The sequence below is a fragment of the Vulgatibacter sp. genome, from assembly GCF_041687135.1.
Classification (GTDB): Bacteria; Myxococcota; Myxococcia; order Myxococcales; family Vulgatibacteraceae; genus JAWLCN01.
Map to the genome: position 1 here is coordinate 258,134 of NZ_JAWLCN010000003.1, position 15,258 is coordinate 273,391.

9 protein-coding genes are annotated in these 15,258 nt (G+C 70.3%); all 9 read left to right on the forward strand.

The genetic code is table 11. From position 1 onward, the window contains the following. Nucleotides 1-220 precede the first annotated feature (220 nt). A complete protein-coding gene (locus ACESMR_RS08545; protein ID WP_373046632.1) occupies nt 221-1,318 on the forward strand; it encodes a hypothetical protein in 1,098 nt (365 codons plus the stop codon). After that, nucleotides 1,315-2,847: a choice-of-anchor D domain-containing protein gene (locus tag ACESMR_RS08550; RefSeq protein ID WP_373046633.1), complete on the forward strand. Its 1,533-nt coding sequence runs from the start codon at nt 1,315-1,317 to the stop codon at nt 2,845-2,847. The genes ACESMR_RS08545 and ACESMR_RS08550 overlap by 4 nt, the downstream gene beginning before the upstream one ends. Before the next feature lie 2 nt (nt 2,848-2,849). Next, the gene (locus tag ACESMR_RS08555) at nt 2,850-4,325 is read left to right on the forward strand and encodes a hypothetical protein (RefSeq protein WP_373046634.1); all 1,476 of its coding nucleotides are present in this window, start codon (nt 2,850-2,852) and stop codon (nt 4,323-4,325) included. A gap of 11 nt (nt 4,326-4,336) precedes the next feature. Next, the gene (locus tag ACESMR_RS08560; RefSeq protein ID WP_373046635.1) at nt 4,337-7,822 is read left to right on the forward strand and encodes an IPT/TIG domain-containing protein; all 3,486 of its coding nucleotides are present in this window, start codon (nt 4,337-4,339) and stop codon (nt 7,820-7,822) included. Nucleotides 7,823-7,830: 8 nt separating this feature from the next. Beyond that, the gene (locus tag ACESMR_RS08565) at nt 7,831-9,033 is read left to right on the forward strand and encodes a hypothetical protein (protein ID WP_373046636.1); all 1,203 of its coding nucleotides are present in this window, start codon (nt 7,831-7,833) and stop codon (nt 9,031-9,033) included. 146 nt (nt 9,034-9,179) lie between these two features. Continuing rightward, nucleotides 9,180-9,869 (forward strand): ferredoxin--NADP reductase, encoded by a 690-nt coding sequence (locus tag ACESMR_RS08570; RefSeq protein WP_373046637.1) that lies wholly within the window; start codon nt 9,180-9,182, stop codon nt 9,867-9,869. A gap of 109 nt (nt 9,870-9,978) precedes the next feature. After that, nucleotides 9,979-11,442 carry a hypothetical protein gene (locus tag ACESMR_RS08575; protein WP_373046638.1) on the forward strand — a complete coding sequence of 488 codons (1,464 nt, stop codon included), beginning with the start codon at nt 9,979-9,981 and terminating at the stop codon, nt 11,440-11,442. A gap of 213 nt (nt 11,443-11,655) precedes the next feature. Further along, on the forward strand, nt 11,656-14,409 hold the full coding sequence (gene gyrA / locus ACESMR_RS08580) for a DNA gyrase subunit A (RefSeq protein ID WP_373046639.1): 2,754 nt from the start codon (nt 11,656-11,658) through the stop codon (nt 14,407-14,409). A 3-nt stretch (nt 14,410-14,412) separates the two neighbouring features. Further along, entirely contained in the window at nt 14,413-15,255 is an 843-nt protein-coding gene (locus ACESMR_RS08585) for a tetratricopeptide repeat protein (protein ID WP_373046640.1), read from the forward strand. Nucleotides 15,256-15,258 lie beyond the last annotated feature (3 nt).

Genomic DNA, 15,258 nt, shown 5'->3' on the forward strand with positions numbered 1-15,258 from the left:
GTGATCCGGCGGATCAGCTGCCCACATGGAAGGCAGCACTGCCCAAAAAGCAGGCACACCGATTTGAATCCTTCTGAAACCTCGCCAAAGGGGGGTGGTGCAGAAAGGCGCACTAGGACAGGATGCCCAAGGGGTGGGACGCTGTCTTTAGCGGTGTTTGACACCCTTTTGCCACGATTCCTAGACTCCGACGCTTGCTCGTCGTCCAGGCTGGAGTCCCATGTCTCGCCAGATTTCCGCATCTCTCGCAGCTCTCCTCCTCTCCGCCTGTGGCGGGGAGAGGCTCATCGACCGGCCGCCGGAAGAGGCGGTCGTCGACCGCTTCGAGCAGCTCAAGGCCTCGTCGATCGACATCCTCTTCGTCATCGACAACTCCCGTTCGATGGCCGAGGAGCAGGCTGCCCTTTCCGCCAACTTCTCGCGCTTCCTCGAGTTCATCGACCCGGATCCGTCCCGGGCCGGCGAGCCGGGCGAGGTCGACTACCGCATCGGGGTGACCACCACCGACGCCAACCGCAGCAACGGTCGGCTGATCGGATCGCCCCTCGTGCTGCAGCCCGGGATGGGCTACAGCCCCCTCGAGAAATTCCAGCAGACGATCGGCGGGATCCAGGAGGGCGGCGCCCTCGAGGCCGGCTTCGAGTCGGCGCTGCTGGGCATCGAGAACGCCGCTTCGCTCAAGGACGCGAGCAACGAGCCGATGTTCCTGCGGCAGGGCGCCTACCTCTACGTGATCATCGTCTCCGACGAGGACGATTCCTCCTTCGGTGAGATCCGCTATTTCCATCGGAAGTTCGAAGGCCTCAAGGGGATCGGCAACGAGAACACGGTCGCCATCTCGGCGATCGCCGGCCCCGTCCCCGACGGCTGCGGCGACGACGCCGAGCCCGGCCTGCGCTACAGGGCCATCGCCGATCTCACCGGCGGTGTGCACGGCTCGATCTGCACCGACGACTGGGGCGCCACCCTCGAGGATCTGGCGGTCACCGGCATCGGTCTGCGCAAGCGCTTCCAGCTCTCCACGCCGCCCCGCGATCGCGACGATCCGGACGGCATCGGCGCCGAGGATTTCCTCTCCGTCCAGGTCCACTACCCGTGTGACTACGAAGAGGGCTCGCCGCACCTCTCCGCCGAGGTCTGCTCCGAAGTGACGCGCAGCTGCGACGGTGGCCAGGGACGGGTGACTTGTAGCCCCTGGTTCGCCGACCGCAACGGCATGAGCTTCGACAGCCGCGAAAATTCACTCGTCTTCGAAGGCGACGCCGTGCCCGGGCCCGGTAGTACCATCGAGGCCAAGTATTTCCCGAGGGATCCGTGAGACGCGAAGTCCTGCGGCTCGCAGCCGCCTGCCTCACCCTGCTCGTCCTCGCCGCCTGCGGCGACGACAAGGTCACCAACGTCGGTCCGGCGATCGACGTGGTCGCCACCCACGTCACCGAGGACGGCCGGAAGCTCCTCGACTACGGCCCCGTTCCCGTCCTCGACAAGGTCGTCCTCGAGCTGCTCGTGCGGAACGGGGGCCTTGCGCCCCTCACCGTGCGGACGGCAGTGATCGAGGGCTCCGACGACGCCTTCCGCGTGAAGGTGCCGCTCGGCCCCGACGGCCTGCGGATCGAGTCGGGCAACGAGGAAGTGGTCGAGGTCGAGTTCCAGCCCCCTGCACAGGCGGAATTCGACGGGACGCTCACCCTCGAGCACGACGACCAGCGCGAGCAGCCGGTGGTGGTGGTGCTGAAGGGCAGCGGCTCGACCGTGGGCCGGGTCGAGATCGATCCGCGCTCCCTCGACTTCGGACGCGTCGGTGAGCGCACCCAGGAAGTGCGCACGGTGACCATCCGCTCCGTGGGCACCGGCCCGCTCATCGTCGAGAGCATCGTGCTCGCCGGCGCGCCGGAGTTCTCGCTTCTCGGCTCCGCCAGCACCCCGGCACGCCTGCCGCCTCCGGAGGACGGGATGCCCGGTGGCGCGGTGGATCTGCTCGTCGCCTGCTCGCCGACCGAGGCGAGCCCGGACGAGCCCCTCGAGGGCACCCTCACCATCGGCACCACCGATCCCGAGAACCGGGAGATCGTGGTGACCCTCGGCGCCACGGTGAACCGCGCCCCCGTCGCCGTCATCGGCGACGTGAGCGGCGTCCCCGCCCCCGGCGATCCGGTGGCGCTGGACGGCAGCGAGTCCCACGACGTGGACGGCGACGATCCGGTGGAATACCTCTGGCGGATCCACCGCAAGCCCCTCGGCTCCGAGGCGCGGATCGACGATCCTGCAGCAGCGACGCCGAACCTGCTCACCGACCTCCCGGGCACCTACGTGGTGGGCCTCGACGTCGCCGACAGCACCGGCCTCTCCTGCCTCCACCCGGACGACAACCCCGCGGTGCCGTGCGAGACGATCACCATCGAGGTGAAGCCGGCGGACGACCTCTACTTCGAGCTCGTCTGGGATCACCCGGACACCGATCTCGACATCCACCTGCTGGACGACGGCGCACCGCTCTACTCGGCGAAAGATTGCTACTACGGCAACGTCGCGCCGGACTTCGGCACCTTCGGCGACACCACCGACGACCCGCGGCTCACCCGCGACGATCTCCGCGGCTTCGGCCCGGAGCGAATCGTCTTCTCGAAGCCGTCGGATGGCGGGAAGTTCGACGTGGCGGTGGTCTTCGCCAAGACCAACGGCGCCCTCGAGCCCGCCACCACCGCCATTCTCCGCGTCTACGTCTACGGCGTCCTGGAGGCGGAGATGTCGACCGTCCTCGAGACCCGCGATCAGCGCTGGGACGTCCTCTCGATCGAGTGGCCGTCCGCGGTGATCACCCCCATCGACACCGTGCAGGAGCCGTAGTCTTGAGCCGTCTCTCCGTATTGCTCGGTCTGATTTTCGCCCTCGTCGGCGTGCTCCCCGTCGCCTGTGGCGACGATGGCGGCGACAGCAACTCCGGCGGCAGCGGCGGCGGCGGCGGCGGGTGCACCGAAACCGCCGACTGTTCCGACGGCCAGGTCTGCAGCCCGCTGGGCACCTGCGTGCAGTGCGCCACCGACGGCGATTGCGGCAGGGCGCAGCGCTGCGACGCGGCCTCCTACTCCTGCCTCTTCCGCGACGGATGGGGTGACGAGTGCGAGGCCCACGAGACCTGCCCCCTCGGCATGTTCTGCACGCAGGGGCTCTGTGTCCCCGGCGAGGTGGCGGTCCGCTGCGGCGCCCTCGGGCAGTGCCCCGAAGGCCAGCGCTGCAACCGCGCCTTGAACGTATGCGAGGAGGACCTCGGCTGCTTCGACAACGCGGACTGCCTCGAGGAGGAGGTCTGCAACCCGGGCACCGGCAGCTGCGAGCAGCGCTGCACGCCGGAGACGGAGATCGACGTCTGCCAGGCCCGCGAGGAATGCATCGAAGGCCGCTGCGTCGAGTGCACCGAGGACGTCGACTGCGGCCCCGGCCTCGTCTGCAACATCGCCGCTGGCCGCTGCGCCGGCGCCAACACCTGCTTCAGCGATCGCGACTGCGAGGCGGGCACCATCTGCAACCGCGCGACCTCCACCTGCACGGAGCCGCCGCCGCCCTGCGACGCCAACGACGATTGCCTCGAGGACGAGCGCTGCGACCTGCAGCTGGGCCGCTGCGTGCTGGCTGCCTGCCAGCCCGACCTCGACGAGCCCAACGACGATCAGGCGAACGCCACGCCGATCAGCGCGGGACACCGCGAGAACCTGACGGTCTGCGGCGCCGAGGAAGACTGGTACCGCTTCACCCTGCAGCGGGGCGACCGCATCAACGTCAACATCGACGCCGATCCGCTCGCCTCGGGTGGCCTCGACGTGCAGCTCCGCGACGCCGCAGGCCGCGAGCTCGACCGCAATCCCTTCCTGGTCGACGCCACGGTCTCGGCGGACGGCGACTATTTCCTCCGGGTTCGCACGCAGGACAAGCAGACCCGCTACGCGCTCCACTCGATCGTGGTCCGTGGCGTGCCCTGCGACGACGACTCCTTCGAGGAGAACGACGATTCGACGCAGGCCAGCCCGCTGACCACGGGGACGCGGAGCAACCTGCAGGCATGTCCGGGCGATCCGGACTGGTACGTGGTGGAGGTGCCGAGCGGCAGCGGCCTCTCGGTTCGCCTCACCCACGATCCGCTCAAGGGCGACCTCGACCTCATTTTGTTCGGCAGCGATGGAACCACGCAGCTCGCCTCGTCCCGCACCACCGATCAGGTGGAGCAGGTCGCGGTGGCAGGGGTCTCTGGCGGCAGGGCCTACGTGTTGGTCATTCCCAGCAACGACCGCACGCAGAACGCCTACGATCTCTCGATCACGGCGCAGTAGGAGTCATTGGTATGCGCAGGCTCGTTCGGAAGACGCGTGGATTCGCGCTGCTCGGCGCGGTCATTCCCTGGCTGGTTGTTGCCGGCGCCACCGTGGCGGTGGGCTGTGGCGGCGAGACGCCGCCGCCCACCGGGGGCACCGGCGGCAACAAGCCGCCGGTGGTGAAGCCGGGTACCGGCGGCTCCGGTGGTGACGGTGGCACCGGTGGTGTCGGCGGTGCAGGTGGCGCTGGCGGCAGCGGCGGTACGCCCCTGGCCGACCTCCGGGTCGACAACGCCCGCCCGCCCCGCGGCACGATGCTGGGCGGCGAGACGATCATCGTCAGCGGCGCGGGCTTCGTCCTCTCCGTCGACGACGGCGTCAGGCCCGACGAGGTGACCGAGGTCTACGTGGGCGAGAACCGCGCCGTCGGGGCGCGGGTCATCGACGACGACACCATCCTCGTCACCACGCCGCCGGGCCTCGAAGGCGACGCGGACATCCGCGTGGTCAACACCAGCGGCGAGTCGACCTGCACCGCCTGCTTCCGTTACCAGGCGCCGGTGGACCTCGACGGTGTCGAGCCGCCCACCGGCTCGATCGACGGCGGCACCCTGATCACCGTCCGGGGCGAGAACCTCCGCCCCTCGATGATCGTGCTCATCGGCAACCGGGCTGCCATCGACGTGCAGCAGCAGGCCGACGGCTCGCTCACCGGCATCCTTCCGCCCGGTGACGTCGCCGGCGCCGTCGACGTGCGCGTCTTCGACGAAGACGGCCAGGCCTCGCTGCGCAAGGCCTTCAGCTACGAGGCCCCGCTCGAGATCACCCTCGTCGATCCGCCCGGCGGCCCCGTCGCCGGCGGCAACGTGATCCACGTGGAGGGTGCAGGCTTCGCGGGCGATGCCGAGGTCTTCGTCGGCGGCGCACTCGCCACCTCGACCCTCCAGGACGACGGCAGCCTCCGGGTGACCGTGCCGGCCGGCGCCGCCGCCGGTCTGGTCGAGCTCGAGGTGCGCACCGCGGCGGGCAGCACCACCAGCGCCTACGCCTACTACGATCCCGCCGAGACGACGGTGCAGCTCTACGCGGTCTCGCTCCCCACCGGCAGCCTCGCCGGCGGCGAGCAGGTGACCCTTGTCGGCAGCAACCTCGACGGCGGCAACCTCACCGTCCGCTTCGACGGCGTGCTCGCCGCAGATGCGACCGCCCTCTCGTCGAATTTCGTCACCGCCACCGTGCCCGCCGCCGCAGCGCCGGGGTTGGTGGACGTGGAAGTTCGCGTCACCGCCGGCGGCGACACCCTCGCCGGCGGCTACCGCTACGTCGACACCATCTCCGTCGCCACCGTGGTTCCGGGCAGCGGCCCCGAGGCAGGCGGCACCTCGATCGACATCACCGGCGCCGGCTTCCCCGTCGGCGCCCGGGTCTTCGTCGGCGCCCTCGAGGCGACGAACGTCGAGCGGCTCTCCTCCACCCACCTCCGCGCGGTGACGCCGATGGGCAGCGACGGCCCGGTGCCGGTGCGCGTGGTCGATCCCGCCGACGCGACCAACGTCGGCCGCCTCGCCGCAGCCTTCGTCTACGAGGGTGATTTCGAGGTGATGCGCTCCGAGCCCTCCGCCGGCGCGCGCGCCGGTGGCACCCGGGTCACGGTCCGCGGCAAGGGCTTCCGCCCCGGCCTCGGCGGCAGCTTCGGCGCCGCCGCAGCCACCGAGGTGCAGGTGATCGACTCCCACACCGCGGCGCTCGTCGCGCCCCGCGGCAACGTGGGCACCGTCGACCTCACCGTCGACTCTGGCGCCGGCGACCAGGTCACGCTGGTCGGCGCCTTCACCTACTTCGATCCCACCAACGCCACGGGCGGCGCCTCCGGCGGTCCCCTCAACGGCACCCTGAACGTCACCGTCCTCGACGGGGGGCACCCGCGAAACCGCTCCCGACTCGGCGTGCCGCTTCCGAACGCCTTCGTGATCCTCGGCACCGACGACTCCACGCACCTGCAGGGCCTCACCGACGACCGCGGGCAGATCACCTTCTCCGACCCCACGCTGGTCAAGGCGCAGATCGTCTCGGTCGCCCTCGATGCCTACGAGAGCGCCACGGTCGTGAACCAGAACTCCGAGAACCTCACCGTCTATCTGACCGCAAATTTTGAACCGGTCGAGTGTGACAACGGCCTCGACGACGACGGCGACGGCCTCATCGACTGGGACGGCGACGGCGACCCGACCAAGGCCGATCTCGACGGCTGCCAGTGCGGCCCCAGCAACTCGCCGATGCCGGACCTCTGCATGTGCCCGATGCAGCCCCAGGAGGCAGGGACCTGCTGCGACGGCGAGGACAACGACGGCGACGGCCTCATCGACGCCGAGGATCCAGACTGCCAGTGCTCGGGCGGCTCCTCCGAGGGCCCCCTCGCCCAGTGCTCGAACTGCATCGACGACGACGGCGACGGCGGAATCGACTTCTTCAACATGAACGGCCCGTCCGACAGCGGCTGCGCTAGCGGGGGCGACAACGACGAGCGCGGCGTGATCGTCGCCGGCAAGGTCTGGGGCTTCAAGCTCCCCGGCGGCAGGCAGCTGGCGGGCAACGAGCAGGAGGCCGCCTTCGTCCGGATCTCGGTGCCCACCGTCTACGACGCCCCGCCCTTCCGCAGTCCGCAGGGCGGCATCCTGATCACCAAGGAGGGCGGCGCCTTCGCCTACGAGTTCGCCTCGACCCGCTACATGGCGATCTACGCCGTCTACGGCATCCTCAACGTCGACACGAACGAGTTCGAGCCGCTGCTCATGGGCGTGCGCCGCAACGTGAGCCCGACCCCGGGCCGCGACATCACCGACGCGGACATCGTCCTCGACATGCACCTCTCGCTCGACGTGCCGGTGACCATCGACAACCCGCCCTCCTGGTTCGGCACCCAGGGCTCGTCGCAGGTCTTCGCCTACATGAACCTCGGCCTCGAGGGGATCATCCCCGTGGGCCAGGCGAGCACCGGCGCGACGCCGGGCTCCACCATGCTCGAGAACCTGCCGGCGCTCTCGGGCGAGAGCTTCATCTTCCAGCTCTGGGGCGGCGTCGCCGCGAGCCAGCAGCTGCCGCTCACCGCCACCTTCCGGCGGCAGGACGGCGACATCTCCACCGGCATCACCATGGGGCCGCTCATGGGCCTCACCCGCCTCGTCCAGCCGACCGTGCGCTTCAACGGCGTGATCGAGTGGACGGCCGAGGCGGGCCCCACCCCCGAGGTGGCGGTGGTGAGCATCGACGAGCCGACCATGGCCGGACCGATCCCGCAGTGGAACATGGTGCTGCCGGGTAGCGAGCGGCGCGTCTCGGTGCCGCCTGCGGTGCTGCAGCGGCTCCGCGACAAATACCCGCCCGGCACCGCGCTCCAGCTCACCATCATCACCGGCAGGGAGCCGCGTTTCAGCTTCGACCAGTGGAACTACAGCAACCTCAGCCTCGACGCCTTCTCCAGCTTCACCTACGACGTGCAGCTGCTGCCCCTGTGAGGAAGCCCGTGCGCCATCTCTCTCTCATCGGTATCGCCGCCGCCCTGGGCGCGATCCTCGTCTCCGGCGCCTCGTGTTCGGAGGAGACGAAGTTCCGGGCGCTCTGCTCGTCGGACCAGCAGTGCGTCGATCAGCACGACGGGAATCCGAACTGGCGCTGCGAAGTCGACCTCGGCGACTGCGTCTGCACCGGCGACGCGGCCTGCGTCGGCGAGGCGGAACATTGCGAGCTCTACCCTGGGGGTGACGGCCGTTGCCACCCGGACAAGGCCTGCGAGTGGAACCAGGACTGCGAGGGCCGCGCCTTCTGCGACGTCCAGCAGCGCATCTGCCGGACCACCGGCTGCAACAACGATCTGCAGTGCGACCTCGGCGAGGTCTGCGACCCGATCAACCTCACCTGCGTTCCCGGTTGCAGGAGCCACGGCGACTGCAACCTGAACGACGTCTGCATGTGCGAGGACGACCAGGGGAACCCGATCCCCTGCCCCACCTGCGACGAGGAGGACCGGAGCCTCTGCGACGTGGGCAGCTGCACCTCGGACACCTGCGCCGACGACTCGTTCTGCCGCTACGGCGACTTCTGCGTGGAGCCCGAAGATCCCACCCAGCTCGCCGCCTGCGAATCGGGGATCACCGAGACGCGGCCCTACTGCCGCAACTGCACGGCGAGCCCCGGTGAGTCGAAGCGCTGCGGCAGCGCAGGCCCGAACTTCTGCCTCGTCGACGCCACCGACCCCGCCGGCCAGGCGAGCTACTGCGGCGTCGATTGCTCGGAGGGCCAGGCCTGCCCCAACGGACTCGCCTGCCGCGACGTGCTCATCCTCACCGAGGACACCTGCACCAGCGACAACAGCTGCAGCGCCGCGGTCAACGCCCCGAGCTGCAGCGAGGATGCGGACTGCCCCGCAGGCGCCCGCTGCGCCAACGGCAAGTGCGCGGGCCGCTGCGCCGTCGGCGAGGGTGGCCAGCGCGGCTTCTGCTCCTGCGTGCAGGACTCGGATTGCCCGCAGCAGGTCTGCGAGTCGGATGGCTACTGCGAGATCACCCGGGAGCGCTGCGCCTCGGACGAGCAGTGCCGCGGCCAGATCTTCTGCGTGAACAACGGCAACGTGGGCTACTGCAAGATCGGCCGCAACTGCGCGCCGGAGGAAGGCGTCGCCTGCTCCGACGTGCGCTGCGACCAGGATCCGAGCGGCTGCGGCCAGTAGGCCGGAGGCATCTCGCGTAGCGCGAAGGCCCGGTGCCCCGAAGGCGCCGGGCCTTCGTCGTTCCTGCCGCATTCCTGCTCCTTTTCTGCGGCTGCAGGTGAAACGACGGTTGAGCGGGCCGGGGGGCGCCGTTAGGTTGCCCAGCGATGTCCACGCCCTTTCATCCCGCCCGCATCGTGGCGAGCTGGCCCGAGGCGCCGCTCCTCCGGGGCCTGCGCCTGCAGGTCGCGCCGGGGGTAGCGGCGAGCTACCGGCATGCCGGGCAATTCCTCAAGGTGCGCCGCCCCGGGGAGACGGACGGCGCCTTCTTCGCCATCGCCAGCGGGCCCGGCGGCGACACCGTCGAGCTGCTGGTGAAGCAGGGCGAGGGGCTTCCCGACGAGCTGGTCGCGCTGCCGGTCGGGGCGGAGGTCGAGACCACCCTGGCGATGGGGAGCGGCTTTCCCCTCGAGGAGAACCGGGGGCGGGACGTGCTCCTCTTCGCCACCGGCTCCGGCATCGCGCCGATCCGGGCAGCGCTCCAGGAGATCCTCGGCGAGCGGGATCGGTGGGGCGCGGTGGAGCTCTTCTTCGGCGTGCGCACGCCGGAGGATTTCCCCTACGGCGCCGAGCTCGATGGGCTCGCCGCGCAGGGCGTGAAGGTCCACCGGGTGATCTCGCAGCAGGGGCCGCAGGCGGGGCACGCCCGCTACGTGCAGGAGCGCTTCCGCGCGGAGCTGCCGCGGGTGGAGAACGCGGTGGCCTTCCTCTGCGGGCTGCAGGGGATGATCGACGGGGTGACCGAGGCGCTCTGCCGCTGCGGGCTACCGGCGGAGCGGATCCACCTCAACGTCTGAAGCGGTGTGGTGCGGGGCCCGCGCGCATGTGCCGCGCGAGGTGAACCGCCTGCGCGCCTCCCGCGTACCTGCGCGCGATGCCGCTTGCTCGCGGCGCGAGGGGGAGACGATGAAGCGGATTGCGGCAGCTCTTCTGGCCGTGTCGTCGCTGGGCGGATGTGCCGCCGCGCAGGTGCCGGCGCCGGATGCGTTCGAGCAGCCGGTGCTCACGGTGCGGGCGGACGGCTTCGCCAACTTGATCTACCAGCTCGATTGCCTGGCGTTGCCGGAGGTCCATTGCAGCCGGGAGGCGCTGCGTGCGCTCTGGGCGAACGGCTGGAGCGAGGCAGACGAGGGGATCCTGCAGCGCTGGGCGGCAGTGGTCCGGTCGGCGGCGATCGACGCGCCGGCCGAGGACGAAGGTGGCCTCCATCCGCTGCCCCACGCGACGCCGGACGCCGCAGAGCAGCTCCGCGTCGCCGGCAGCCTCGCGTCCGACGCTGCGGCGTGGAAGCGGCGGGCGGCGGCGCTGCTCGAGCCGGCGCAGGTGGAGGCGGGGCTCGGGGTGCTGGCGCACTTCCACCCGCGCTTCGCTGCGTGGTGGCAGGCCCACGGTGCCGCAGCGGCGCGCGACGCGGCGGCGGCCCTCGAGACGGCGCTCGACGATCCGGCGCTGGCGCGTTGGGTGGACGAGCTGCGCCGCTTCTATGGTGCCGGCGCTGCGGAGGGCTTCACCCTGCACCTCGCCGTGATCCCGGCGGAGGCCCAGGGGCCCAGCTACGCCACGCAGCTCGGCGACCACGCGCTCCTCGAGATGCGCCCCGGCGACAGGCCCGCCTCACGGCTCGAGGTGGCGATCCACGAGCTCTGCCACCGCTTCCTCGCCCATGCGCCGCCAGCCGCCCGGCGCGAGGCGCTCGCCTCCTTCGTGTCGGTCGGTGATCAGCGCGCGATGGCCGCCTGGGCGCTCCTCGACGAGGCGGTGGCCACGGCTGCGGGCAATGGCCTCGGCGCGGCGCTGCTCTACGACGAGGCCACGCGGGAGCGTCGGCTGGCCGCCCCGCTCTACGGCGACCCGGCGATCGACGGCGCGGCCCGGGCGATCCTCACCCTGGTGCGCGAGCAGATCGCAGCTGGCGGCACGGTGCACGACGGGGCCTTCCTCGAACGCTATCGGGCTGCGGTGGAGGCCGCCCTCGGCGCGCAGCTCGACACGCCGGCGCTGCAGCTGCGGCAGGTCGCCCTCGTCCGCGACCCCGCGCTGCGGCCCCACGCCCTGCGCCTCTTCGGCCTGCTCCGCGCCAGCAACGGCTGGGAGGCGACGCTGGACGAGGCGCCGGCCCTGCTCGGCCGCTGGCGCCAGCTGCCGGCGGTGGTGCTCTTCGATCCGGCGGAAGGGGACGCAATGGAGCGGGTCCGGGCCCTCGTGGACGACCCCACCCTCACCCTCGCCCCCCGCACGATCACCCTGCGCCACACCGCCGGCGGCAGGCCGATCCACCTCCTCGCCACGGCGCCAGACGGCGCCGCGGCGCTGGTCGACCGCTTCGTCGCCTGCGCCGCCGCGACCGCCCCGTGCGCTCCGCCACGCTGACCGCCCATCACACCGAGTGAGAACGGGCCGTTCCCGCACCACCCAGCCGGCCAGGCGGGTGCACGCCTGCGGCGGCGGCCCTGTGGGCAGGCCGGAAGATTGGTTGACCCGGCGTGGAAGAGCCGGTTATTTCTACGTGTTTTTCGTGGTCAAGGCCGAGTCCCCCGGGTCTTTCCGGGGCACGCCTCGGCTCGATGCAGCCAGTGAGGACCGATGTCCAGCGACACGCCGACCACCCCGCCGCCGCGCGCGCCCTCTGCGAACACCCTGCCGATCAACATCGAAGACGAGATGCGCAAGTCGTATCTCGACTACTCGATGTCGGTGATCATCGGCCGCGCGCTCCCCGACGTGCGCGACGGCCTGAAGCCCGTGCACCGGCGCATCCTCTACGCGATGTTCGACGAGGGGCTGCTCCACAACCGGAAGTTCTCGAAGTGCGCCGGCGTGGTGGGCGAGGTGCTCAAGAAGTATCACCCGCACGGCGACGCGTCGGTCTACGACGCGCTGGTGCGCCTCGCGCAGGAGTGGAACCTCCGCTACCTGCTCGTCGACGGGCAGGGCAACTTCGGCTCGATCGACGGCGACTCCGCGGCGGCCTACCGTTACACCGAGGCGCGGCTCACCAAGCTCGCCGAGATGCTGCTCGCCGACATCGAGAAGGACACGGTCGACCACGGTCCGAACTTCGACGATTCGACCACCGAGCCGCTGGTGATGCCCACCCGCTTCCCCAACCTGCTGGTCAACGGCTCGGCGGGCATCGCGGTGGGCATGGCGACCAACGTCCCGCCCCACAACATGGGCGAGGTCCTCGACGCGTCGCTGCACCTCATCGACAACCCGAAGTGCACCATCCAGGACCTGATGGAGTACGTGCCGGGTCCGGACTTCCCCACCGGCGGCATCATCAACGGCCGCGGCGGGATCCTCGAGGCCTACCTCTCCGGCCGCGGCTCGATCCGCCTCCGGGCGGTCTACGAGATCGAGGAGTACGACAAGGGCAACCGCGAGCGGATCATCGTCCGCGAGCTGCCCTACCAGGTGAACAAGGCGCGCCTGATCGAGCGCATCGCCGAGCTGGTCAAGGACAAGAAGATCGAGGGGATCTCCGACATCCGCGACGAGTCGGATCGCGAAGAGAAGGTCCGCATCGTCGTCGAGGTGAAGCGCGACGCCATGGCCCAGGTCGTGGTGAACAACCTCTTCCAGCAGACGTCGCTCGAGACCACCTTCGGCGTCACCATGCTCGCCATCGACGGCGGCGTGCCCAAGGTCCTCACCCTCAAGGAGATGCTGGAGCGCTTCATCGCGCACCGGCGCGACGTCGTCACCAGGCGCACCCGCTACGATCTGCGCAAGGCCGAGGATCGCCAGCACATCGTCGAGGGCCTCGTCGTCGCGCAGGACCTCATCGATCTCGTGGTGGCGCTGATCCGCGCCTCGAAGGATCCCGAGGAAGCCCGCTGGGGCCTCGAGAACATCCTCTCGGACGAGCTCTACAAGCACGAGCGCTTCACCCACCTGCCCCGGCTCGATCCGAAGATCGCCGAGGCGGGCCTCGCCCGCGTGGTCGAGCGCGTGCAGCGCGACGAGCCGCGCTACGCCGGCCTCTCCCGCCAGTACATGGGCGCGGGCTTCTCCGAGCTGCAGGCCAAGGCGATTCTCGACATGCGCCTCGCCCGCCTCACCAACATGGAGCGGGAGGAGCTGGTCAACGAGCTGGTCGGGCTGATCCGCAGCATCGTCTGGTACAAGGAGATCCTCTCGAACGAGGCGACGCTCCTCGGCGTGATCAAGGGCGAGCTCAAGGAGATCCGCGACCTCTTCGCCGATCCCCGCCGCACCGAGATCCACGGCGAGGCCGGCGTCATCACCCGCGAGGACCTCATCGCCGAGGAGGACATGGTCGTGACCATGAGCCACCGCGGCTACGTGAAGCGCAACTCGGTCAGCCTCTACAAGGCGCAGAAGCGCGGTGGCCGCGGCAAGAGCGGCGCTTCCACCCGCGAAGAGGACTTCATCGAGTCGCTCTTCGTGGCGAGCACCCACGCCTACCTGCTGGTCTTCACCACCAAGGGCAAGCTCTACTGGCTCAAGGTCCACGAGATCCCGCAGGCGGGACGCACCGCGCTCGGCAAGCCGATCGTGAACCTGGTGCAGTTCCAGGAGGGCGAGACCCTCGCCAAGGTGCTGCCGGTCCGCCGCTTCGAGGAAGGCAAGTACGTCATCTCGGTGACCCGCAAGGGCATCATCAAGAAGACCGACCTGATGGCCTACTCGAACGTGCGCGCCAACGGGATCATCGCGCTGGGCATCGACGAGGGCGACGAGCTCGTCCAGGTGATGCTCACCGACGGCTCCTCCCACATTCTGATCACCACCGCCAACGGCATGGCGATCCGCTTCGAGGAGAGCGAGGTCCGCGCCATGGGCCGCGCCGCCTACGGCGTGAAGGCCATCTCCCTCGAGGACGACGACGTGGTGGTGGGCGCCGATCTGGTGGCGTCGGGCACCGCGATCCTCACCATCACCGAGAACGGCTTCGGCAAGCGCACCGAGGAGAGCGAGTACCGGACGCAGGGCCGCGGCGGCAAGGGTCTGATCACGATCAAGACCACCGACCGCAACGGCAAGGTGGCGGGCGTCAGCCAGGTGCACGACGACGACGAGGCGATGCTGATCACCAACGCCGGCACGCTCATCCGCATGGCGGTGAACGAGATCAGCATGATCGGCCGCAACACCCAGGGCGTGCGCCTCATCACCGTGGGCAAGGGCGAGAAGGTGGTCTCCGTGGCCCGCCTCGCCGACGTGGGCAAGGCCGAAGAAGAAGTGCTCGGCGAAGACCTCGGCGAGGAGCTCGGCGCAGCAGCACCGGAAGGTGCCGGCGAGGCCGAGGCCGCCGCCGAGGCAGAGACCGAGGGTGGCTCCGAGGGTGGCGGCGAGCCCGAGACCGAGGCCTGATCGGTGGAGCGTTCCCGCATCGGCGTCTTCGCTCTCGCCGCGCTCGCAGCAGGCGGGCTGGCCTGGGGCGTCCACTACAACTCGGTGGGCGCCCGCCTCGAGCGGGCCTCCGAGCTCGTCTTCGAGCGCAAATACGAGGAGGCGGTCGCCGCCTACCGGGCGATCGTGGCGGGCCTCGATCCCGACGAGGATCGGGAGGGCTGGGTCGAGGCCCACGCGCGCCTGGGCGAGATCACCTACCTCGAGCTCTCCGAGCCCCGCCGGGCGGCGGAGATCTACCGCAGGCTGATCGCCACCGCGCCGCAGGCGGAGGAGAGCTGGACCGCCCGCGAGCGCCTCGCCGAAATCGCCAGGGGCGAGCTCGACGACGTGCACGACGCCATCGCGCAGTGGGAGGCGCTCGCCCGCTCCGGCAGGCCGAACGCCGACCGCTTCGCGCTCAAGATCGCGCGGGCCTATTTCTCCCTGGGCGACTACGAGCAGTGCAGGCAGGAGGCGCAGGCGCTGGCGGAGCGATCGCCCGGCGGCCGCTGGACCGCGGACGCGCTCTTCCTCCTCGCCACCGCCTTCCAAATGGAGAACCGCCACGACGAGGCGGTCGCCGCCTTCGAGGTGGTCGAGTCGCGCTACCCGGACACGGCAGTGGCGGCGCGTTCGCGCTACCAGATCGGCCAGTCCAAGGCATCACAGCGCGATTGGGAAGGGGCACAGGCGGCGCTCCTCGCGGCGCTCGAGACCCACCCCGATCCTTGGCGGGTGCAGGCGGATCTCGCCCGGGTGCGCAAGCACCTCGCCGAGCTCCGCAAGATGCGTCCGCTGACCCGCAACGAAGCGCTCGCCCACTGACTT